This window comes from Paenibacillus borealis (assembly GCF_000758665.1).
In the GTDB taxonomy this organism is placed as follows: Bacteria; Bacillota; Bacilli; order Paenibacillales; family Paenibacillaceae; genus Paenibacillus_AQ; species Paenibacillus_AQ borealis.
This window is the reverse complement of the sequence record NZ_CP009285.1, coordinates 6,030,614-6,054,089: the sequence shown is the minus strand read 5'-3', so window position 1 is coordinate 6,054,089 and position 23,476 is coordinate 6,030,614. Positions and strand designations below refer to the sequence as shown.

At 49.1% G+C, this 23,476-nt stretch carries 17 protein-coding genes; 12 read left to right on the top strand and 5 right to left on the bottom strand.

Annotated elements, in window-relative coordinates; all coding sequences use genetic code 11:
- Positions 1–8 precede the first annotated feature (8 nt).
- The 5 genes from kdpA to PBOR_RS25655 all read left to right on the top strand — a co-directional run bounded on the left by kdpA (position 9) and on the right by PBOR_RS25655 (position 7,049).
- Entirely contained in the window at positions 9–1,685 is a 1,677-nt protein-coding gene (gene kdpA, locus PBOR_RS25675; protein WP_042216570.1) for a potassium-transporting ATPase subunit KdpA, read from the top strand.
- A 16-nt stretch (positions 1,686–1,701) separates the two neighbouring features.
- Positions 1,702–3,735 carry a potassium-transporting ATPase subunit KdpB gene (kdpB, locus tag PBOR_RS25670; protein ID WP_042216569.1) on the top strand — a complete coding sequence of 678 codons (2,034 nt, stop codon included), beginning with the start codon at positions 1,702–1,704 and terminating at the stop codon, positions 3,733–3,735.
- A 40-nt stretch (positions 3,736–3,775) separates the two neighbouring features.
- Positions 3,776–4,396 carry a potassium-transporting ATPase subunit KdpC gene (gene kdpC / locus PBOR_RS25665; protein WP_042219945.1) on the top strand — a complete coding sequence of 207 codons (621 nt, stop codon included), beginning with the start codon at positions 3,776–3,778 and terminating at the stop codon, positions 4,394–4,396.
- An 86-nt stretch (positions 4,397–4,482) separates the two neighbouring features.
- The gene (locus tag PBOR_RS37780; protein WP_042216567.1) at positions 4,483–4,671 is read left to right on the top strand and encodes an alpha/beta fold hydrolase; all 189 of its coding nucleotides are present in this window, start codon (positions 4,483–4,485) and stop codon (positions 4,669–4,671) included.
- A 44-nt stretch (positions 4,672–4,715) separates the two neighbouring features.
- The gene (locus PBOR_RS25655) at positions 4,716–7,049 is read left to right on the top strand and encodes a histidine kinase (protein WP_042216565.1); all 2,334 of its coding nucleotides are present in this window, start codon (positions 4,716–4,718) and stop codon (positions 7,047–7,049) included.
- A gap of 288 nt (positions 7,050–7,337) precedes the next feature.
- Here the strand turns inward: PBOR_RS25655 and PBOR_RS25650 are convergent, their stop codons facing one another.
- The 5 genes from PBOR_RS25650 to PBOR_RS25630 all read right to left on the bottom strand — a co-directional run bounded on the left by PBOR_RS25650 (position 7,338) and on the right by PBOR_RS25630 (position 14,366).
- Entirely contained in the window at positions 7,338–7,688 is a 351-nt protein-coding gene (locus tag PBOR_RS25650; RefSeq protein WP_052429638.1) for a hypothetical protein, read from the bottom strand.
- Positions 7,685–9,724, bottom strand: coding sequence for a serine hydrolase domain-containing protein (locus tag PBOR_RS25645; RefSeq protein WP_042216563.1), 2,040 nt, complete (start codon positions 9,722–9,724; stop codon positions 7,685–7,687). The genes PBOR_RS25650 and PBOR_RS25645 overlap by 4 nt, the downstream gene beginning before the upstream one ends.
- Positions 9,725–9,846: 122 nt before the next feature.
- Complete coding sequence (locus PBOR_RS25640) at positions 9,847–11,145, bottom strand: ATP-binding protein (protein WP_042216561.1); 1,299 nt, start codon at positions 11,143–11,145, stop codon at positions 9,847–9,849.
- Positions 11,132–11,887: a LytR/AlgR family response regulator transcription factor gene (locus PBOR_RS25635; protein ID WP_042216559.1), complete on the bottom strand. Its 756-nt coding sequence runs from the start codon at positions 11,885–11,887 to the stop codon at positions 11,132–11,134. Before PBOR_RS25635 ends, PBOR_RS25640 begins: the two co-directional genes overlap by 14 nt.
- Before the next feature lie 151 nt (positions 11,888–12,038).
- Complete coding sequence (locus PBOR_RS25630) at positions 12,039–14,366, bottom strand: AraC family transcriptional regulator (protein ID WP_042216557.1); 2,328 nt, start codon at positions 14,364–14,366, stop codon at positions 12,039–12,041.
- Positions 14,367–14,599: 233 nt separating this feature from the next.
- Between PBOR_RS25630 and PBOR_RS25625 the strand changes: the two genes are divergently transcribed.
- The 7 genes from PBOR_RS25625 to PBOR_RS25600 all read left to right on the top strand — a co-directional run bounded on the left by PBOR_RS25625 (position 14,600) and on the right by PBOR_RS25600 (position 23,456).
- A complete protein-coding gene (locus PBOR_RS25625; RefSeq protein ID WP_042216555.1) occupies positions 14,600–15,538 on the top strand; it encodes an ABC transporter permease in 939 nt (312 codons plus the stop codon).
- Positions 15,539–15,550: 12 nt separating this feature from the next.
- Positions 15,551–16,429: a carbohydrate ABC transporter permease gene (locus tag PBOR_RS25620; RefSeq protein ID WP_052429637.1), complete on the top strand. Its 879-nt coding sequence runs from the start codon at positions 15,551–15,553 to the stop codon at positions 16,427–16,429.
- 73 nt (positions 16,430–16,502) lie between these two features.
- On the top strand, positions 16,503–18,032 hold the full coding sequence (locus PBOR_RS25615) for an extracellular solute-binding protein (protein WP_042216552.1): 1,530 nt from the start codon (positions 16,503–16,505) through the stop codon (positions 18,030–18,032).
- 20 nt (positions 18,033–18,052) lie between these two features.
- Positions 18,053–19,111: a glycoside hydrolase family 130 protein gene (locus PBOR_RS25610; RefSeq protein WP_042216550.1), complete on the top strand. Its 1,059-nt coding sequence runs from the start codon at positions 18,053–18,055 to the stop codon at positions 19,109–19,111.
- Between the two features lie 187 nt (positions 19,112–19,298).
- Positions 19,299–19,427, top strand: coding sequence for a YjcZ family sporulation protein (locus tag PBOR_RS37775; RefSeq protein WP_218918930.1), 129 nt, complete (start codon positions 19,299–19,301; stop codon positions 19,425–19,427).
- A gap of 398 nt (positions 19,428–19,825) precedes the next feature.
- Complete coding sequence (locus PBOR_RS25605; RefSeq protein ID WP_042216547.1) at positions 19,826–22,042, top strand: helix-turn-helix domain-containing protein; 2,217 nt, start codon at positions 19,826–19,828, stop codon at positions 22,040–22,042.
- A 640-nt stretch (positions 22,043–22,682) separates the two neighbouring features.
- Positions 22,683–23,456 (top strand): ABC transporter permease, encoded by a 774-nt coding sequence (locus PBOR_RS25600; RefSeq protein ID WP_245647912.1) that lies wholly within the window; start codon positions 22,683–22,685, stop codon positions 23,454–23,456.
- Positions 23,457–23,476 lie beyond the last annotated feature (20 nt).

Genomic DNA, 23,476 nt, shown 5'->3' with positions numbered 1-23,476 from the left:
GGGCATTCGTGGGTATCCTGCAAATCGTCGTAGTTATTGCCATACTGCTGCTGCTGGTCAAACCGGTAGGAACTTATCTGTATCATGTATTCTCAAATGAACCAAACCGGACAGACCGGATCTTCGGGGGCTTTGAGCGGGGGATTTTTAAGCTTAGCGGACTAAAAAAGCATGGAGGCATGTCATGGAAACGGTATGCCCTCAGCTTCCTGACAACCAATATTGTGCTGGTAGCATTCGGTTATCTATTCCTTCGTCTGCAAGGCGGACTGCCGCTTAATCCAAGCGGAATTGGTGAAATGGAGCAGACCTTATCGTTTAATACGGTAATCAGCTTTATAACCAACACCAATCTGCAGCATTACAGCGGGGAAACCGGGGTCTCTTATTTCTCTCAGATGGCTGTTATGACGATGCTGATGTTCACTTCGGCTGCGAGCGGATTTTCCGTGGCGGTTGCTTTTGTCAGAGGGATTACAGGCCGGAGTTCAGTAGGGAACTTCTTCCAGGACTTCGTCAAAGCCCATACCCGGGTCTTCCTTCCGCTGGCGCTGCTGGTTACACTCGTAATGGTTGGGCTGCATGTGCCGCAAACGCTGAAACCTATGCTTGAGGTAACCACTCTTGAAGGACAAACCCAGCAAATTGCCATCGGACCTATTGCTTCGCTGGAATCGATCAAGCATCTTGGAACCAATGGCGGCGGCTTCTTCGGAGCCAATTCGGCTCATCCTTTTGAGAATCCGAGCCCGCTTACGAACGTGCTGGAAATACTCTCGATGTGGCTGCTACCGGCTTCGCTGCCTTATATGTACGGCAAGTTTGCCAAGAATAAACGTCAGGGCTGGATGCTGTTCAGTGCCATGATGACGTTGTTTGTACTGCTTCTGGGTTTGAACTATTATGCAGAATCCCAAGGGAATCCGGCAATCAACGCCATGGGCATTGACGCCTCGCAGGGCAGTATGGAAGGGAAGGAAGTCCGTTTCGGTATTGCGCAGAGTGCACTGTTCACTACCGTGACCACTGCAGCAACAACGGGCAGTGTCAACAATATGCATGATACCCTGACGCCGCTTGGAGGTATCACTCCACTGGCACTGATGATGCTAAACAATGTATTTGGAGGCAAGGGTGTAGGACTGGTCAACATGCTGATGTATGCCATTCTTGGCGTCTTCCTGTGTGGATTGATGGTTGGCAGAACACCAGAGTTTCTCGGGCGAAAGATAGAGGCCAGGGAAATGAAGCTGATTGCCATCGCGATCCTGATTCATCCGCTCATTATTCTTGCCCCTACTGCAGGTGCGTTCCTGACGGAACTGGGCAAAGGCTCGATCACCAATCCGGGCTTCCACGGGCTGACTCAGGTGTTATATGAGTATACCTCTTCCGCTGCTAATAACGGCTCGGGGTTTGAAGGGTTGGCCGACAATACCTCCTTCTGGAATATGACCACCGGGGTTGTCATGCTGCTGGGACGATATGTTTCAATTATCGCCATGCTGGCCGTTGCCGGTTCCATGATCCGCAAGAAGCCGGTACCGGAGACCATTGGCACGTTCCGTACAGACAACGTTCTGTTTACTGGTATTCTAATCGGTACGGTACTTATTATTGGTGCACTGACGTTCTTGCCGGTCATCGTGCTCGGGCCGATTGCAGAATATTTGACTCTACGGTAGGGGAGAGAGAACTTAGATGAGTACTATACAAAAAAAGAAGCTGCTGACAGGCTCCATCCTGCGAGGTGCGGTTAAAGATAGTTTTATTAAGCTGAATCCGGTGTCCCTGATTAAGAATCCGGTCATGTTTGTAGTTGAAATCGGAACAATTATCGTATTGCTGATGATTCTTGCTCCTGGTTATTTCGATGCTAAGGATGCTATAGGTTTCAATATTACTGTATTCTTCATTCTGCTGTTTACGGTATTGTTCGCCAATTTCGCGGAGGCGCTGGCGGAAGGCCGCGGGAAGGCGCAGGCCGATACACTCAAGAAGACGAAGCAGGATATTTCGGCCAATAAGCTGGTGGGAGGCGCAATCAAGACGGTAGCTTCTTCCGAACTGCGGAAAGGCGATATCGTGATTGTCAGTCAAGGCGAGCTCGTTCCCGGCGACGGGGAGGTCATCGAGGGCCTGGCTTCCGTGGACGAATCAGCGATAACAGGAGAATCGGCTCCGGTCATTAAAGAGGCAGGCGGAGATTTCAACTCGGTCACCGGAGGTACAAGGGTCGTAAGTGATGAGATCAAGGTACGAATTACGAGTGATCCCGGTGAATCCTTCCTCGACCGGATGATATCCCTCGTTGAAGGGGCGAAACGGCAGAAAACGCCCAATGAAATTGCGCTGAACACCCTTTTAATCAGCTTAACGATTATTTTTCTGATTGTGGTGGTCACCCTGCGGCCGATTGCATCTTATCTGCAGATTGACCTGGAAATTCCGGTTCTAATCGCTCTGCTGGTCTGTCTGATTCCTACAACAATTGGCGGTCTGTTATCGGCGATCGGTATTGCCGGTATGGACCGGGTTACCCAGTTTAACGTACTGGCCATGTCGGGAAAGGCAGTCGAAGCCGCCGGAGATATTAACACGATGATTCTCGACAAAACAGGCACGATTACCTTTGGGAACCGGATGGCCAGTGAATTCGTTCCGGTAGGCCGTGAGACACAGGGCGAACTTGCGGTATGGGCGGCAATTAGCTCCTTGAAGGATGAGACACCGGAAGGCCGTTCCGTGATTGAACTGGTCAAAAAATCAGGATACAGCTATGACGCCAGCTTAGAGTCAGGAGGGGAGTTCATTGAATTCCGCGCCGAAACTCGGATGAGCGGGATGAACCTGAAGGACGGACGCGTGGTCCGCAAAGGGGCAGTGGATTCCATTAAGCGCTGGGTGTCCTCACAGGGGGGACAGATCCCCGACAATCTGGATAAGAATTCAAACGAAATCGCTGGCAAAGGGGGAACCCCGCTTGCTGTGGCAGTAGACAACCGGATATACGGACTCATCTATCTGAAGGATACCGTTAAGCCTGGCATGAAGGAACGCTTCGACGAGTTGCGTAAAATGGGCATCAAGACGATTATGTGTACAGGAGACAACCCGCTTACGGCTGCGACAATTGCCGCCGAAGCCGGAGTGGACGATTTCATCGCCGAGAGTACCCCGGAGGATAAAATCGAAGTCATCCGCCGTGAGCAGAAGGAAGGCAAGCTGGTTGCCATGACGGGTGACGGGACGAATGATGCGCCGGCACTCGCACAGGCAGATGTGGGACTTGCGATGAACAGTGGTACTTCTGCAGCCAAGGAAGCAGCCAATATGGTCGATTTGGATTCTGACCCATCCAAGATTATCGAGGTTGTAGCGATCGGCAAGCAGCTGCTTATGACGCGTGGTGCCCTGACCACATTCAGTATCGCGAATGATATCGCCAAATATTTTGCCATCATCCCGGCGATGTTTACACTTGCCATTCCGGAAATGAAGGTGCTTAATATTATGGGGCTGGGCTCTCCGAGCTCTGCGATTATCTCAGCTCTGATTTTTAATGCGATCATTATTCCACTGCTTATTCCGCTGGCGATGAGAGGGGTATCGTATAAGCCGATGAGCTCGATCAAGCTGCTGCGTAAGAATATTTTTATCTACGGGTTTGGAGGTATTCTTGTTCCGTTCCTGGGCATTAAGCTGATTGATTTGGTGGTTAGCATTTGGATCTAATATGAACTTCAAACCGGTGGGAGAAAGGGTGAAGAAAAGAATGGAACAAGTTAATATAGAATCAGATGAACTGGAACAGGAAGGCAAGGGTTCTTATCTGTTGAGTGTGGTGAGGCTTAGCGTAGTATTCATTATACTCTGCGGGATTGTTTATCCGCTGGCTTCCACAGCCATTGCCCAGGTACTTATGCCTTCCCGGGCAAACGGGAGTCTGCTGAAGAATAGTGCGGGTCAAGTGGTCGGCTCCGAGCTGATTGGGCAGAGCTTCACTAACCCTGCGTTGTTCCATGGCCGCGTATCCAGTATTGATTATAAAGCTGAAGCTTCGGGCTCGAATAACTACGGTCCTTCCAACCCGGATATGCTGCAGCGAACCAGCGATTCGGTAACCCAGTGGAAAATCGATAATCCTGATGTACCGGTCAGTGAGCTTCCAATTGATCTGATCACGAACTCCGGCTCGGGACTGGATCCGCACATCTCGCCTGCAGCAGCCATTGTGCAGATTCCGAGAATCAGCAACCTTACCGGTATTCCAGTGGATCAGCTCAAAGAATTGGTAACGAAATATACGGAGGGTCGTGATCTTGGGCTGTTTGGTGAGGAACGGGTCAATGTACTGAAACTGAATATGGCTTTATCGGAAATGCCGGCGAACTAGCCCGGCTCACACCCTGTCCGCGCTTTTGGCGGGCAGGGTAGTTTTCGGTTCAGACATCATTTTCTTGATTCATGGGGGGGATCAGATTGCCGGTTGCAAGACTAAATGGAACATCACTTTACTATGAAGTCCTTCGTATGAAAGACATGGCGGCACAATTGCCGCAAGCGCAATTCGCAATTATTCCTGACGCATTGAATCCCAGCAACTTATGTCAGCCGGAAACGTTTAATCGGTTACTCCAGCAGTTTCTGGAGAGCAGGGCAACGGAATAGTAAGCATTCATTAATTCATAAAAATGGCGAATGAAGGTGAACAAATGGCACCCTACAAACGGAAGACCCCGGAGGAAATCTTATATTCCATTTCCCGCTTACATTGGGGAAGACTGAAGATTATTATCGGTTCAGTCAGCGGTTCCGGAAAGACGTACCAGATGCTGCATGAAGGCAGACTCCTGAAACAGCAGGGTATCGATGTCGTAATTAGTGCAGTATCAACTATGCAGCGGGCAGAGACCGTTGAGCAGTCACTTGAATTGGAGCGTGTGCCAAGCATTCATTGGCAGAAGGATGGTAAGGAGCAGAAGGATCTGCCGCTAGAGGCTTTGCTGGAACGCAATCCCGAGGTAGTACTGGTGGATGGCCTGGCACATCGCAACCGTAAAGATGCCCGTTTTCCAACGAGGCTCGAGGACATCCGTTATTTAATGGACCACGGCATCAGCGTGATCACAACGATTAATGTGTATGAACTGGCCGGTGTGGCTGATATTATCTATCAAAAAACGGGAATTCGTGCTGAAGATACGGTGCCTCTAAATACACTTGAGCTGGCAGATGAGGTCCGGTTAATTGATGTATCTCCGGAAACGATATTGAAACGGATGAATGAGGGGGTACTCGGTGATCAGACCCATCCTGCCCTGTCCCGCCGTGGCAATCTCGGTGTGCTTCGTGAGCTTTCTCTGCGTTTGGTGGCTGAAGGGGTAAACGATTCTCTTGAAAAATACCGGGAAGAGCATGGACTCATCGGACCCTCAGGGGCAACAGAACGGATTCTTGTATCCGCGCAGTATCATTGGAACGGTTCGCTGCATGTGCGCAGAGGCCAGCAGATCGCCAAACGGTTAAATGGAGATCTGCTTGTGGTGACATTTGTATTGTCCAAACAGACATTGTCCAAGGAACAGCAAGCTTTCAAGCGATCTATCCAAAAGCTGGTTAAAAAGGTAGGTGCCAAATTTGAGGAGCTCCCTCTGCTGCATCTGCGCAAGCTCCCTTCTACACTTGTCCGTTACGCGATTCAAAGTAATGTAACCCGAATTGTGATGGGCCATTCTAAGAAGAACCGCTGGCAGGAGTATTGGCAGGGCTCCATCGGGAACAGAGTGTTGAGAAAAACACGGAATATTGATCTGTTCCTCATGGCCGACCGTGCGGAGCAGGAAGGGGAGCGAATCCTCCCCATCAAAGCGAGCCGTAAAGGAGAGGAATATCCTTTTCACCGCTTGAGCAGTACGGAAATTGAAAAAAAGATAGAAACAATCCGCCGAGGCACCTTCAAAGTGTATATTGGAGCCGCTCCAGGTGTTGGGAAGACCTATAAGATGCTGCAGGAAGGCAATATCTTGCTGAAAAAAGGCATTGATGTCGTGATAGGTCTATTGGAAACCCATGGCCGGAAGGAAACCATTGAACAGATGGGGGAGTTGCCGGTCATTCCCCGGGCAAAAACTACATATTTGGGGACGCAGCTGGAGGAAATGGATACTGAAGCGATTATTGTGCGTCACCCGGAGGTCGTGTTGGTTGACGAATTGGCGCACACGAATGTGCCGGGAAGCCCAACCAAGAAGAGATATGAGGATATTACCCGTTTGCTCGAGAACGGCATTTCTGTGATTACAACGGTTAATGTCCAGCATCTTGAAAGCTTGAATGATGCAGTGGAACAATTGACAGGTGTCCGGGTCAGGGAGACGGTACCGGATGCTGTCTTGAAGATGGCTAATGAGGTAGAACTGATTGATGTAACTCCCCAAATGCTGCAGGAACGGATGCGTGACGGTAAAATATATGGGCTTGAAAAGGTGAACCAGGCACTGCAATCTTTTTTTAAAATGGGGAATCTCATTGCTCTTAGAGAACTTGCACTTCGTGAAATTGCAGATGATGTGGATGAACGATTAGAAGCGTGGGATCGTGAAGTATCCTTGCGTGGTCCCTGGAGCAGACGTGAGGTTATTTTTGTATGTGTGGATTTAGGTCCCCGATCGGAACGGTTGATCCGCCGCGGATTTCGTATTGCCTATCGTTTAAAGGCAGAATGGTTTGTCCATTATGTGCATTGCGGGGGGGTGAAGACGGATCAGGATCAAAAGCGGCTGGATGCACTGCGTCATTTAACGGAGCGTCTTGGCGGGAAGATGGAAGTGGCTGAAACCAATAATCGCCGGAAAATCCATGAAGATTTGCTGAATAGAATGAATGAAGTTCATACGACACAGCTCATTATCGGCTACTCCCGCAGACCTCTCTGGTATACCCTGTTTAAAGAGAGTATGGTTCATTATCTGCTCCGAAATGCCCGTCATATGGATATGCTGATCGTGGCAGATTTCGATCCGGCTATTGCAGATCAAACGCTTTAGACTATGACTCCCAGCAGCCTATAGATAGCTTGTGTTCTTGATACTCTACAATAAGCAAGAACCATCCTTGATTATTATAAGGAGCGGACGCAATGCGGACAGCATACGACTTGGTCAAAGAGAGCAAAGCAGCGATTCTCCTATTTTGGGAGGCGCGCTGCTTTGCATTTATAACATTAGTGGCTTGCTTTAGCAGATTGTGGGCGGTTGTTCTTCAGGCGTTACTGCTTCTTCATTGTAACTGATACAGCATGAGTGCAATGCTGTCTAGGCTGCAGAAAATCCACTTTATTTATAGTAGGAAGTGGTCAGCGGAATAATGAAGCCTCCATCGACAGGCTGCTTAACATCAATCGAGATGTTGCTCACTCCGGAGATTGATACCTCAATCGTCTGGATACCGGCGGATAGCGAAATCTTCTCTACCTTCTTGAGTAATGTATTCTTGTCAATATCCTTGATTTCAATTCCATCTACGTCCTGGCCGGTTGCCGCAAACTGCAGAATCAGTTTCGTATATTTGCCTCCCGGACTGAGTGCGGTGTACTTGATATTGGAGCCCGAGGCGCTGTACAATACCTCTCCATAATCCTTGCCGCCAAATGTGGTCTGCGCAGAATCCTTGGAATACACTGTCATTGTATACTAATCTTAAATACATCTCCTGCTTGACCGCCAAACACAATCATACCGCCTTGCGGCAAGACTGCCGAAGGGTTCTTGGTCACCACAGAGAAGTTAACGATCATCCCGTCGGCATCATAGACAGCGAAGCCGCCGCTTGCCGGAGCAGTCACAGTCATTGTTTTCCCGGCTGACTTCTCACCGATCTTGAACCATACCCCTTGACCGTTAGCGGGTACCGTACTGAGCGATGACCGGCCTCCATAGATAGATTGAACCGCATCTTCGCTGATATAAGAATTGCCATCGATACTTAAATACTCCGCTTCGTTCTTCGTATAGAAATTCAAATCAAATGCATCTCTTCCGTTCATGACCGGTATTTCCGCCGCATTGACGGCCTTGTGCTCATCCACAATCCGGGTTCCCGAGGCATATCCCTGATCCACAGCGATATTCTTCATTAAGATCGCAGGGGACAGATAAAATAATGAATTGATCTTCTCATCCAGAGCATAGTAATTTTTCCCGTTTCTATTTTCCCATGCCTGCTTCGTGACGGAGTTAAGAGGATTGGACTCCAGCTTCTGATATTCATAGGTTACCATCACCATTTGGCCTGCTCCGGGGAAATTCAATTCGGCATTAAGCTTTAAGTAGGTTTTGCCGTTCTTCTGCGGATCGAAGCTTACGGCGGTCCGGCCGTCGCTGCTCTTAAATTGCCCGTTGCCTGTATAGATATATTTCTGTGCGGGGATCAGTCCGCCCTCCAGATCAGGCAGGTCAAGCTCTCCATCCTTAACCGTTATAGCTGTTGTTGCACCCACTGTACCGTATAATCCGGAATAGGACTGTAGCTCAGCGGGCATGGCTGCTTTTACCGGGGGCTCGAAGGTTGGGTCCGGCAGGAGCTTGTCGATCTTCCCGGTATCCTTCAAGTACTCCAGCAGGACATTCGAGGCGAAAATCGTATTGAAGAGGGAGCTCCCGCCGGAGGAGAGTACAGCAACCGAAATATCGGATTCGGGAATTGCAGTCAGCGCAGCATGATACATAATGGTATCCCCGCCTTTGGTTAGTGCAGTGATTCCGTAATCGCTGAACGGTGCCAGGCTCACAGCATCCCAGCCCAGACCATAGCCGAAGGTGTTTCGCTCATCCGGTACCCAGATTCCATTCTTATATTCAGGCTCCTGCATGGCCTTGGCGGAGGCTTCGGTTAAAATATCCGTACGGTTTCCAATCAGCACTTCAGCAAACCTGGTCAATTCTTCTGCCGTGGAATAGATTCCTCCCGCTCCAATGACGTTGGCGTTCTCAACGGGCAGAGCCTGCTCCAGCCCCGGGAAATACGTCTTGGCCAGCTGCTGTCTGTCAAACGTATCGAGCGGCGTTTGGGTTGAGCTTAACTGCAGCGGACGGCTCAGGTACCGGTCCAGGAATTCGGAATAGCTTAAACCACTCACTTGCTCAATCATGAGCTCCAGCAGCTGGAAGCCATCGTTGCAATAGACGGAATATTCTCCGGGGTTGGATTTCAGATGCTCGGACTCCAGTCTTGACAGCAATTCATCATGATTCTGTGTATCGTTGTCATCCAGCAGCATGCTGTTGCCATAGTGGCTGCCGTAAAGACCTGACGAATGATTCATTAACATCCGCGGTGTGATGTCCTTATATCTGGCATCGGCCATCTTAAACTGCGGTAAATACGTGGTGAGGGGTTTGTCGATATCAATGGCCTTGGAATCCGCCAGGATCATCGTTGCGGCCGATACATGCATTTTGCTGACCGAGCCAATCCCAAACATCGTATCTTTCGTTACCGGTGCCTGAGTGGCTTTATCGTACACACCGGCACCCCCGGACAGGGTGATAGAACCTTTATCACTGATGGCATACTGCAGTCCGCTTACCCCATAATTGGAGATGAGCTCTGAAGCCAGCGCGCGTGCCTTTTCTTGCACAGTGGTCCCCTTCTCCTGTGCCGAGGCCTGAGCCATGGGGATCACTAACACTGAAGCCAATACTGCTGCAATCAACTTCTTCATCCTTATTTCCTCCTTCTGTTGCTGCTCGAAATTTAATCCTGAATTCATCATACAAGCAAGAAGGAGGGAGGAGGTCCGAAGTACCCTGAAACGAAAAAAACAATCCCTAAACAATGGTTTGTCTAAGGATTGTCCGTGTGAAAGGGGAGAACGACCATATTGTTAAAGACTTTATGTCCGGACTCGATGGTCATGTTGCCGCCGTACTTATCGCATATTCTGGCTATATTGGTTAAGCCGATGCCATGATACTCCGGGTCCGGCTTCTGGCTGTGCAAGGGGGCAGTCTCTTTGTCCATATGGTTAAGGATGTGGATGAACAGCGCAGACTCATTCGAATGAATCTGGATGAGCATGTACCGGTCCTCAGCCACCTTAACCTTCTTAGAGGCTTCTATCGCATTATCCAGCATATTGCCAAGAACGACACATAGGTCATAACGGTCAATATTCACTTCCAGCGAATAGAGCTGAAGCCTGGTATCCATTCTAATTCCGTTGGCCTGTCCAATATTAAGTGTATTCGTGACTAGCGCATCTATAACGAGATGACCTGTGTTCACCCGCTGATACGCATCCTCAACTTTATTTAAGGTAACCCTGATATGCTCCAATGCCGCCGCTGAATCATTTCGTTTAATACACTCTTCAATGTAGAGGAACTGCTGGTGGGTGTCGTGAATAATCCGCTTAACGGATTTGAAGCTGTGCACTGTTTTCTCGTAGTTCGCATCCTGATAATTCATCTGCTGCTGCAATTGTGTATTCTCATGCATGAATTGAAATTTATCAATAATCGTATCGAAAATATAGACGACCATCACGTTCAAGAACAGGAATCCGATAATCGCCATGAAATAATAGATGTTCTTCTCACTGGTGGCAGTGAGTACATTGATCTGATAGATACTAATCAGGGGGACGAGCAGGAAGAAAATGTAATAACGGTAAGGCAGAGAGAAGCTTCTGCGTTTGGAAATAAATCTTATGATCTGAATCACGGCAAACATAATCACACAGCTAAGGATTAATGACTTCGTAAAGGTCAGCCGGTCCTGCCCGTTGCCCGAATCCAGAGTAGTGAAATCTATGGAATCAAAGACTGAGAAGATATACAGCGAGATGAAGCTAACCATCGTCATCAAAACCGCATACAGGATGGAAAAAATGACCTTGGTCTTGATCTCCACATCATAGGATTGCGCCAAACCAAAGATCATCAGCAATGCGACACAAGAGGCTATATAAGAATTCATCGGAATGACTAAATAAATGAAACAAAGCAATCCGTAAACCATGAAGTAAACGATCCGGTTAGGCTTCCTGGCGGACTTGTCAAAGACGGAAGTGAAGAAAAAGTTGGTTTGAAAGCACATCACCAGCAGCACACAGAAGACTATTGGCAGGTTATATAGAATCATACGAATTACCCTTCATGATCATAAATTTGGTGTAGTAATCTTTAACCTCTTTGATCTTGGACCGGCCTATAGGAAGCTCCATCCCATTCGACATGAGAACGGAGCCGCTGGCGAACTTCTTCACATGCAGCAGGTTGATAATTATAGAACGGTGGATGTGCAGGAAGTTACTGTCTTTTAGAGCTGCAGCATAATCTGCAATAATCCCTTTGCTCTCATAGACTTGAGCTGTGGTGATCACATGCAGCTTGCTTTTTATCGTTAAGCTTTTGGCGACCTCAATCGCAATGATATCATCATATCTTAATACGACCTCGTCATAACCGGATTTAATGACCATATACTTTTTATCCTGAGCCTGGAAGTATTGGCACAGCTTAGTGATCTTCTCTTCCAGGAGGAGAGGGGCTACCGGTTTGATTAAATACTGGAAGGTGATGACATCGAAGCTCTCTACCATATATTGAGGGTAGCTGGTCAGAAAAATAATTTGTTCATCAAAATGCTTCAGATCCCGTATTCTCCGTGCCGTCTGAATCCCATTCATCCCGCCCATCTCCACATCAAGAATTAGAATATGGAAGGGCGCTTCGCCACGCTCATAATAAGCGGCCAGCTGCTCCCCTGAGTGAAACAACTCCATTTCGAATTCTATATTTGCCTTGATGGATAAGCCAATCAGAGTTCTCTTAACAAGCTCCCGCTGCTTCTCCTCATCATCGCATATCGCTACTCTATACATGAATGTCCCCCCTTTCGTTCCGGCGCAATGACCTATAAATAGATTCACAACAGTATATAGCATTATTAATCATGACAAACAACTTCGTGGATCAAATGCAAATTAGAATCCCTGGAATGCAATCGGGTGCAGGCTCTTCTGAATGCATAGTCTATTTCTGATTGGATTTCCTGTAGACTGCCGGAGTAACGCCATATCTTTTTTTGAAAGCAAGATAGAAGGTATTTAATGAAGAAAAGCCATATTTCAGTACGATGGGCTCAATCGGCGCTTCGCTGGAGATCAGTTCGCCGCAGATGATGTTCAGCCGCTTCTCGGTAATCGTCTCTGTAATGGAGCGGTTCGTCTCGTTCTTGTACAAATTCCGGATATAATTCACCGACAGGCCAAGCTCATCCGAGAGCATCTTGACGGACAAATTGGCATCGGTCAGATGCGCTTCGATGAGCTGGTCCACCTGTCCGGCCAGACCTGCGTTCCTGGAGACACTGCGGACGGCAGCAATCTCCTCCAGAAATTTGGCGGATACCTCTGCCATCCACTCCGTGACAGCTTCCAGGGTCTCCAGCTTAATAATCTGATTCTCTACCGAGGTCAGACTCCAGGAGCTGGGCAGCACAGGCTGATGGGTGATCTCCTGCATTGAGCGGCGGATTTCCATGAATAAGGTGATCAATGACATTTTGCATTCGAAGTAAGGCCGTTCCCGGAGTGAAGAAATGGCGGTATGCAGGCAGCCGAGGAAGGCGGAAGCATCCGCCCTATGGATGGCCTGAACCATTTGCCGTTCCAGCTCCAGCGGCATGTGATACAGCCCGGCCGGACTTGCATCGGCATACTCCTCAATTACCAAGGCTCCTTGCCCCAGACGGAAGCGTTCCTGAGTCAGCTCGTAGGTCTCCATATAACCCTCATGAAGTTCATTCAGCCCCTCCAAGTGCTTGCCGCAGGCGACGGTGGTTCCGATGGACAGGAATTGGGCGACAAGCCGCTGCGCCTGCTGCAGCTTCCCGGCATACATAGCCGCAGATTGCCCCCTGTTAAGCGGGAGAAGCACAGCCACATGATCCTTGCCCATATCAACGGTCAGAATCCCTTTCATCGCATCCGGCTGCAGGGATTCCTGGATAATATTAGCCATGGCGAAGCGCAACAACCGCTGGTCTTTTTCCGAATACCGTACAGTAAAGGAAGCGAACTGGTCTATCCGGAAGATCGCTACCGCTATTCCCTCCTCAGACAGTTCAATGCCAAGCTCCTTACAGCTGTTGCGGATTTCCGCAATGGATAAGGTAAGCCCTCCCAATAATTCCCGTATAAACCGCTCCCGGGCCAGGAACTTGTTCTTCCGTCCGTGCTCGGTCAGCTCATGGATCCGCTCATTCTGGGAGACGAAGACCTGGGATAAATACACCAGCTCATTGGCTTCATTCTGCCCGTCCAGCTGCTCCGCGTGATGCTGTTCCATCACATTGTGAACCAGCTCCTGGATCGGTGAATATACCCGTTTGGATAATAGAATGATCACCCACAGAGAGGCGGCGAACAGTCCGCCGAACAACAGCAGCGTCAAGTTCCGCAGCCAGGTGATTTTGCTCAGAATAATCGATTTGGGAATCGTCTCAATAAATCTCCAGCTCTGGATGCCATTGATGGAGGTATTGGCGTAGACCAGCATTTGCTCCGGGAAGTTCTGCGGCTTAACAATCTTCCAGCCGTTCGCCTCCTTATCTGTGGCCTGGCTGAACTCCTGAATCTGCTCTGCGTCCAGCTTCACGGTGCTGAACACCAGCTCCTTCTTGTCATTGAGCACAAAGACACTGGTCTCCAGAACATTGCTGTTATTCTGCAGCAGCGTCATGATGTTGTCCGCATCGACATTCAGTACAAAAGCAGAGATGGATTTGCCGGTCTCATAGGGGATGATTGCCGTAATGACTTTCTTCTCCTTGCCGGATTCCAGCGGCAGTATAAGGGTCCGGGGAATAAGGAAGGCTCCGTCAGTCAGTTTGCGGGTCCGCAGCCGCTGTAATACCTCCTGGTCATAGAAGCCGTCATATTCATTCACGCCCAGCCGGGAATCGATAATTTGCTGCGTATAATCATTAATCAGATAGACCGAATCGATAGAGGGATTGCCTTTCTTGATGTTCATGAGCCGGCTCCACACTGCATAGGTGTCCAGGTCTGTGTGCTGCTCTGAGAGCGCATAAGCTTCTATTTGGACATCGGAGCTTGAGGAATAGGCATAATTGATGGACCATTCCATGAGCTGCGCTGTATTCTTGGCTCCATTGACTAACAGGGACTCGGAGTGGTCGCCGATTTCCTTGAGCAGGGTTTTTGAGGATAGAGAATAGAGGGCAATGAATGAAACCGCCAGTACGATAACATTGGCGCTGACAAAATAAATGATGATTTTGATGAAAGTCGAGCGTTGCTTGATAAAATTCAACCGGGATAGTTTGAATTTAGGCATGTTGTACCCCCGTCTGTATCTCTGTGGATTGATAAGGCAGGTTCATTGTATCATATCGCTGCTTTTGATAAAGACAATCGATGGTTCCTGGAACTGTGATGCTTTTGGGAAGCCCGCCGATTCATGCATACAGTAGCCAGCGTTAATTCCCGCAATGGTCTGCAGTATCAAAGCCTGATATATTTCTCCCAGACAAAGCTTGTAACGAATCATTCACGAGGGGGTACACAGGAATGCCAAATGTCCGGAAACGCGGGGCAGGCTACAAACTGCAGCAAATTGCACGCAATCCTTTTTTATACGGGATGGCGGTGCCGGGATTGCTCTTCTTTCTTATCTTCAGTTATTTTCCGATTTACGGAATCCTTATTGCATTTAAGAACTATGACTTTTCCAAAGGGATCACCGGGAGCGACTGGGTAGGCTTCCGCAACTTCAATTATTTCTTTACATCGGATGATTTCTGGACCATCCTGCGCAATACACTGCTGCTGAATGTGCTGTTCATTGTGTTCACCACGCTTGCAGCGGTTCTTATCGCTCTGATGTTTAATGAGATCCGCAATAAGTATTTCAAGCGGATTTCGCAGTCGCTGATCTTTCTTCCTTATTTCATGTCATGGATTGTGATCGGCATGCTGGTGCAATCGTTCCTGGGAGGCGAATCACCGCCGGTCAATGCATGGATTCAGCATTTGGGCTTTGCGCCGGTCAATTGGATGTTTGAATCCGCCTTATGGCCATGGATTCTTACGATTATCCGCGTGTGGCAGGGTGCCGGCTACTTGTCGATTATCTTTTTGGCGGCTATCACGGGCATCTCCGAGGATCTATATGAAGCAGCGCGGATAGACGGCGCCTCCAAGCTGCAGATTATGCTGCGGATTACGTTGCCGCTGCTCGTTCCGACCATTTCCATTATGACCCTTCTGTCGGTCGGCAGAATCTTCAACGGCGATTTTGCCATGATCTATGCGATTATCGGAGATAACTCTCTCTTGTATCCGGCAACGGATGTGATTGATACCTTCGTATTCCGTTCTATGCGGCAGCTTCATGATTTCGGGATGTCCTCCGCGGTGGGCTTGTTCCAGTCGGTAATGGGTCTGATCTTCGTGATTATCGCCAATGCGGTTACACGCAAAATGTCCAAAGAATCCGCTTTGTTCTAGGAGGGAAAAGAATTGAAACAGACGTTGTCTGACCGTTTATTTAGTATTTTTGCCTATGTGGTACTCATCTTGTTCACCCTATTCTGTATCCTTCCGTTTCTGCTGATGGTCATCGGCTCGTTCACGGAGGAGAGTGAGCTGATTGTGAACGGCTACACGCTGTTCCCCAAAGCGTTCTCGATTGCCGCCTACAAGGCGCTCCTGCATTCGGACGCCCTGTACAATGGATACGGTATCACCCTCATCATTACAGTGGTGGGTACGGTCGCCGCACTCTGCATTTCGGCCATGCTGGCTTATTCGCTGGCCAATAAGCGCAATGTGCTGCAGACTCCATTTTTGCTGTTCTGCTATCTGCCCATGCTGTTCTCGGGTGGAATTATTCCCTTCTATATTGTGGTCAGCCAATGGCTGCATCTGCAAAATACAATCTGGGCGCTGATTCTTCCGCTGCTCTGCCAGCCCTTTCTTGTATTCCTGCTCGTAAGCTTCTTCAGAACGGTTCCGGAGGAGCTGGAGGAAGCGGCACGTATAGACGGCGCCAATGAGATGAGAGTGTTCTTTCAGATTATCCTTCCGATCTCCAAGCCGATTCTGGCTTCGGTGGGCTTGTTCTACGCCCTCAATTATTGGAACGACTGGTACATGGGGCTGATGTTTATCGATAACGAGAAGCTGTTCCCGCTGCAGCTGATACTGCGCCGGATGGTCTCTAATATGGAAGCGGCCAAGAATCTGATCCCGGCTTCCGCTGCAATCTCTACCGTGGCGCCGACTTACGGGGTCCGCATGGCAACGACCGTGCTGACCATTGGTCCGATTATCCTGCTCTATCCCATGCTGCAGAAATATTTTGTCAAAGGACTGACGGTAGGGGCAGTCAAAGGGTAAGCCGCGTTTGGCAACAACCGGATTTCCGGTTATCGCATATAAGCATTATTATGAATGGGGGAGGGTTATTGAAATGAGATCAAAAAAATTGTTCAGCATTACTCTGGCTGCGGTTCTGTCACTATCCATGCTTATGTCCGGCTGCGGGGGGAACGGAAATAATAAGGCGGGGGCTCCGGATAACGGAGCGGGTCAAGACAGCTCAGGGGGCAACCCGAAGGAAATTGTCGAATTAAAGGCATATTTCCCGGGTGATAAGCCTGCCGGCTTCGAGGATGTATTGAAGGCGGTCAATGAAAAGCTGAAGGCGGACAACGTAGGCGCTTCATTAAATATTAATTTCCTTCCGTGGTCCGACTACGGCAATTCGGTCTCAGTCAAAATGTCGGCGGGCGAGGAGTTCGACATGTATCTGGATGCGCCGTGGTTGTCGATGTCACAGATGATTGCCAGCGGCTCCATTATTCCGCTGGATGATATGGTAGCGTCGCGCCAGGAATTGAAGGCTTCCATTCCCGATCAAATGTGGGATGCCAACAAATTCGGCGGGAAGATCATGGGGATTCCGCTCGGGACTGTACAGGGAACCTTATACGGGTTCGTTATCCGCAAGGATCTGCGCGAGAAATACGGGATGCCCGAGCTGAAGACAGTAGCCGATGTGGAGAAATTCCTCTATACCGTCAAAGAGAAGGAAACAACGATCAAGCCGTTTGTAATCGACGGACGCAAAGCAGATAAGCTTACAGCGCTATTTAATGATACCTTGAATACGGGCAAAGAAAGCTTTATCGAGACCTTAGTGCCTATGTTCTATTATTCGCTCGACAGCAAGAAGGTTGTAGGAGCATGGGAGGCCAAGACACTGGACCAATCCTTCGAGCGGGCGACCAAGTACTATGAAGACGGCATCCTGTCCAAGAATATTGCCCAGGAGCAGAATGCCCAGACCTTATTTAACCAGGGGAAATATGCGGCAACCTATTATGCGGCCGATGGCGTAGAAGGCCTTAAGTATCTGGATGCGCTCAAGATTGACGGAGCCGAGCTGGAAGTGGTGGTTCCCCACGACGAGACCTCCAAGCCATATTCCAATTACCAGCAATGGAACTTCCTCACCATTCCCAAAGCTTCGAAGCATGCCGAACTGGTTATGGATGTAGCGAATTGGCTGTCGATTAAAGAAAATCACGATCTGCTGGAGTATGGTGTTGAAGGAAAGGACTGGGAATCCGTAGGCGATACAAGTTACAAGCAGCTTTCCGGATATGTATTCCCCGGCTTTGTGCTCACCTGGCGACCAACGCTGGAGCGTACTCCGGACAACATGCTGGCCGGTGACAAGGAATGGGTTGAAAAGGCCGGCGCCGCTGATTTCTTCAACTTAAGCCCGATCACCGGATTCAGCTTCGATGCCGAGCAGGTGAAGACCGAATACGCCAAGACCACACCGTTCTTCGACTCTGTATTCCTGCCGCTGTCCCAGGGGGTATTGCCGGCAGATAAAGGCAAAGAAATGCTGAAGGACAAGATTCTCGGGGTCGGCGGCCAGAAGGTCATTGACGAGATTCAGAAGCAGATTGATGCGGCAGTCGCCAAATAGAGCAGAAAGAGGAGATATGAATGACAGTAATACGATCTGAACATAATCCTATCGTCAGGACGGCCGATGTTAAGCCTTCACGGCCGGACTTCAAGGTGCTGGGAGCCTTCAATGCCGGGGTTGCCGTGTATGGGGAAGAGACTATTCTACTGCTCCGTGTGGCGGAAGCGCCGGTCAGCAGCTGCGAAGGAGAAGTGCTGATCCCGAAGCTGGATGAGGCTACCGGGGAAATTACGGTAGAACGTTTGTCGTCAGATGATGAACGGTATGACTTCAGTGATACCCGCTTTGTAGCAGAGAAGGGCCGGATGGTGATGCTGACCTCCATGTCCCATCTTCGCGTGGCACGCAGCAAGGATGGCATCCATTTCACCGTAGAGGATCAGCCGGCGATCTTCCCGATGACGGCGCTTGAAGCCTGGGGAGTGGAAGATCCGCGCATCACGCAGATTGGAGAGAAGTATTACATTACTTACAGTGCGGCTTCTTCCCGCGGGGTAGGCGTAGGGCTGGCGGAGACTGGCGACTTTGTAACCTACAAGCGTCACGGAGTGATTCTGGCTCCGGAGAACAAGGATGTGATGCTGTTCCCTGAGAAGATTGGCGATAAATACTATGCCTTGACGCGTCCGGTGCCGCATTCCTTCGGTGCGCCGGAAATGTGGATCGCCGAATCGCCGGACCTCCTGCATTGGGGCAATCACCGTTTCCTGATGGGACTCCGCGAAGCATCCTGGGACGGCGGCAGGATGGGCGGCGGAGCCGTGCCGCTCCGGACGGAGCGGGGCTGGCTGACGCTGTACCACGGCGCTGATACCAAACACCGCTATTGCATGGGAGCCGTACTGCTGGATCTCGAAGATCCGGGCAAAGTGCTGGCGCGTTCAACCCGGCCGTTCATGGAGCCGGAGGCGGATTATGAAGTGAACGGTTTCTTCGGGGGCGTAGTCTTCTCATGCGGTGCCCTGTTAATCGGGGATACCGTCCGCATGTATTACGGGGCTGCTGATGAAGTGATGGCGGTTGCCGATATTCCGCTGAATGATATTTTGGATACATTATTATATGAAGAGAATTAAGTATTCTATCCGGTATATATAGTTTGTGAGGAGCAGCCAGGGATGGCTGCTCCTTATTTTGGCTGGGGATGTCAACTGATTATCATCTCCGGCTGAAAGGATGCAAATTCCATTTACAATATACCCAGGCACAGTCTGGTTATTTGAATATTCTAAGCTGTACCCCAATTTAGAGGAGGAATTAATGATGAGTGAAAATGTAGGCGGATATGGTGTAGGCGGATACGGCGGTTTGGGCGGAGGACTGACTTCAACTGCCGGCATTCTGGTTCTCTTCATTTTATTGGTTATTATCTCTAAAGCATTTCTTATTTAATTCGCTTTCACTCTATACTCATTTTTGATCCGCCAGTGCAGCTGGCGGATTTTTTCATTCCTGCACGGTCTCTGTTTACGGAAGGAATTGCCGCTGCGGCAGGATTGCAGCAGCTGGATTTGTCGCAGTATTCACGAACTCATCATAGGTCTTAAGCGGCTCTTATGCTGTAGATGATTTTGGTGAAAGTACCGTAAACAGCAGATCGAACTGAAATAAGCCTGCTTATCGCAAATAAAATGAATAAATCGAAAGATTTTATAATAGTAAGGAAATTTAAAAAGCTGGTATCATGAAGAGAGTGCAGCAGGCTTGCATAACTAGAGGTTATTTATGAAAGCGTTTTATTTAGCGGGTGCCGAAAAGTAAGCGCGTATACAGAGAAAAGGGGGAGCAGCATGAACAAATACGGTTATAAAAAAACCATATTCAATCACCTGGTTTTATCCTATACCATTCTTTCTGTTGTTCTAATCAGCACGATGGGCGGCTACTGGTATACCCAGGCCAACCGTATGATGGACCAGGAAATCGCCAAGGACAGTGTCACCCGGCTGAATGCCGTTCAGACGTTTATAGAACAGACGCTGCTCAAAAAATATGAGGATAACCTGCAGAACAAGGCCTTATCCATCAACTTTATACAGAGTAATGCCAACCTGAGCCAGTTGCTGTACGGGGGCTGGAAGGGGAATCTGAGCCGGGTGGCTTCCTTCAATAATGATCTGGAGTTCTTCAAGGTGGAGAATACGGGTGTTACCAATGTTGCGGTATATTTCCCAGGGAATGATTATGTGGTGGATGCAGACAAATTTTATATGAAAACGGCCAATTCGCTGGAATCGGGTTTCTACTGGAAACTGGCCCATATGCCTCTTAAGAAGTGGACAGTCCGGACTAACGCAAACGGTGAGCAGGTTATCAGCTATGTGATTAAACTTCCCTATCAATTGCCGAGCGTGAAGGCTGCGGGGTATTTCATCATCGATGTAGGCGTGAATTATCTGCAGACGGTTGTGGCTCCTATGCTCAGTTCCCCGGAAGATAAGCTTCTCGTATTGGATGGAACGGATCATGTGCTGTTCTCGGCGGGCGGTGAGAACAACAGGATCGACGAGCTTTTGCAGGAAGCGCTTGGTTCGGGATCGTTCCAGGAAAGAAGGATTAAGGAGGGCGGAGTGCCGGGGGTCTTGTCACAGCTTCCAGCCGTTCATTCGGCTCATCAGTGGACTTACGCGATGTACCGGCCAACCAATACCGTTGAACTCTTTACCGAGCATCTAAAAACAGGGCTGTATACCGCCTCTGCCATTATTATTCTGTTCGGACTTCTGATCTCTTTCCTGTTCTCCAAACAGCTCTACATTCCCATCAAACAGCTGATGGCCAAGATCGGCAGCTTCCAGCCGGCCCATGCTCATCTCTCCCGCAGGAATGAGTATATGATTATCGGAGACACCTTTTCCTTAATGAACGACAAGATTGTGGATCTGGAGTCCCAGGCCAGGAAGAATGAGCTCATCAATCTGCTGCTTGGGGTCAGCCAGAACGAGGAGCCTCAGGAAAGAGTACTGCCTGATACCGCTTATTGCGCAGCATACCTTCAGCTTAGCGCAGGGGAGCCGGAGGGGTTAAAAGCCAGATACGAGCTCTACAGCACGCTTCCGGGAGAATTCATCTCACTAAATGCAAGAGAGGCAGTCATTCTTTACTACTTGGAGCAGGAACAGGGATTTGACCCGTCCATCCTTATCAATGATCTGCAGGGATTGCAGCGGATATCCGGCGAGGGCTTCACATTTCAGGCGGCCATTGGCCGGAAGGTTCATTCTATTGAAGAGATTCCGGATTCCTACCAGACGGCGCAGCAGGCCAGCCGGTATCATTATATCTACGGCAAGCATACGGTGATTTCATTCCACAAGACGCAGCCCCTGAATGCGGAGCCTATCTTCTTCAACTTTGATCATTACAGCAATGCGCTGAAGGCCGGCGATCTTAAGGGAGTGAATGATTTCCTGGATACCTTTGTCTCAGCGTTACATAAAGAAGAGGTGCAGATTGATGCCGCGGAGCTGGCCGTGCTTCAGCTGATTGCCCAGCTCTACCAGTGTGTAATCGAGCTGAAGCTGCAGCATCTGCTTCCGTATTCCAATCTGTTTGACGAGCTGAAGAAGGATACGCTGTACGAAACAATGACAAGCATCCGTAAGCTGTGTACAGAAATTTCGGAGCTGATGAATGCTGAAGGCAATCATGCCCATGCAGAGGTCATCCGTACGTTGAAAGCTTTCATATCCAGCCACCTGCATGAGGACTTATCGCTGCAGATTCTGTCCAGGGAAGTCTCGCTGGCACCTGCTTATATCTCCACCCTGTTCAGTGAAGTCACCAAAACCCCGTTCACCGAATATGTAACGAAGCTAAGACTGGAGAAGGCCGCCGAGCTGCTGATTGCCGATCCGCGGCTGTCCATCGCTGTCATTGCCGAGCAGGTCGGCTACCGTAATCCGCAATATTTTCACAGTAAATTCAAAGCCCGGTACGGCGTCACTCCTGTCCAATACCGGAAATCGCATAAGGATCAAGCGGATTGGATCACTTTGGAGAATTGAATGCCCTAGCAACGCCAGCCTTAAATATTAATTATCCCGAACCTTCACGCCAATGAAGGTTTTTTGTTTGTATAGGAAATGATGCAGTTTGAAAAGGTGAGGATAAAGGTGAAGAAGCGGCTTATGCGGCGTGGAACGACACCTACGGGAGTCTGGATACCGCGGCAACTGAAAAATAGATGTATATTCTACACTTGCTAAAGGGCGCTTCAGCATTTTGAGTAGCGGCTACTATTCATAAGAAAGAGGCGCTGATTTGTTCATATTTCGGCCGAAAGTGGATAAACGCTTGAATAATTGAACTTCTGCAGGCTGGAAAACGAAAGAAAGTATAAGGAATTGAATGAAGTTGAACTAGAAAAAGCGCTTCCATAAATCTAAACTTACATTTGTGAGCGGCACATGATGAATATACCGGGATTGTCTATTTTGGAAAGGAGCAACTGTAATGACCTCGCTTGTCACTTCGGATGGTAAAACCCAGGCCGGGAGAAGAACCTCAAAGATCGCAGCAGTATGGAAAGAATATAAAAAATGCAGGTATCTCTTTCTATTACTCACACCCGTACTGATCTGGTACGCCGTATTCGCATACTCGCCTTTGTATGGAATTCAGCTGGCTTTTAAGGATTTTCGGATTATGGACGGGATCTGGGGGAGCCCCTGGGTCGGACTCAAGCATTTCAAATTTCTGTTCCTGCAATCGCCTGACTTCTTCAAAATTCTGGGGAATACGGTTGTCATCAGTATCTATCATATTGTATTCGGCTTCCCCGCCCCGATCATTCTTGCGCTGATGATTAATGAAATCCGGTCATCCAAATTTAAGAAGGTCGCCCAATCGCTTACCTATCTGCCCCATTTCTTCTCTTGGGTCATTCTGGGCGGGATTCTGATCACCTTGCTCTCTCCCTCCACGGGAGTGGTGAACTATCTGATTACATTGGTCGGTCTGGAGCCGATCTATTTTCTTGGTGATCCCCATTATTTCAGATTCACACTGGTGACCTCAGCGATCTGGAAGGAAGTAGGCTGGGGGACGATTATCTATCTGGCTGCGCTGACGGGAGTTTCCCCCGATTTATATGAAGCGGCTGTCATGGACGGGGCAAGCAGGTGGAAGCAGACCCTCAAAATCACGCTGCCGTCCATCCTGCCCGTTATTGTGCTGATGCTTATTCTGCGGATGGGCGGAATTCTCGATGCAGGCTTCGACCAGATACTGAACCTGTACTCGCCCGCAACCTATGGAGTAGCTGATATTCTGGACACGTATGTCTACCGGGTAGGCTTGCAGAATTTTCAATTCAGTCTGACGACTGCGGTAGGGCTATTTAAGAATGTGATCGCTTTTATGCTGGTGCTGTTCACCAATTATATCTCGAAGAAGCTTGGGCAAGACGGATTATTCTAATTTGAAAGGAGCACCAGGCA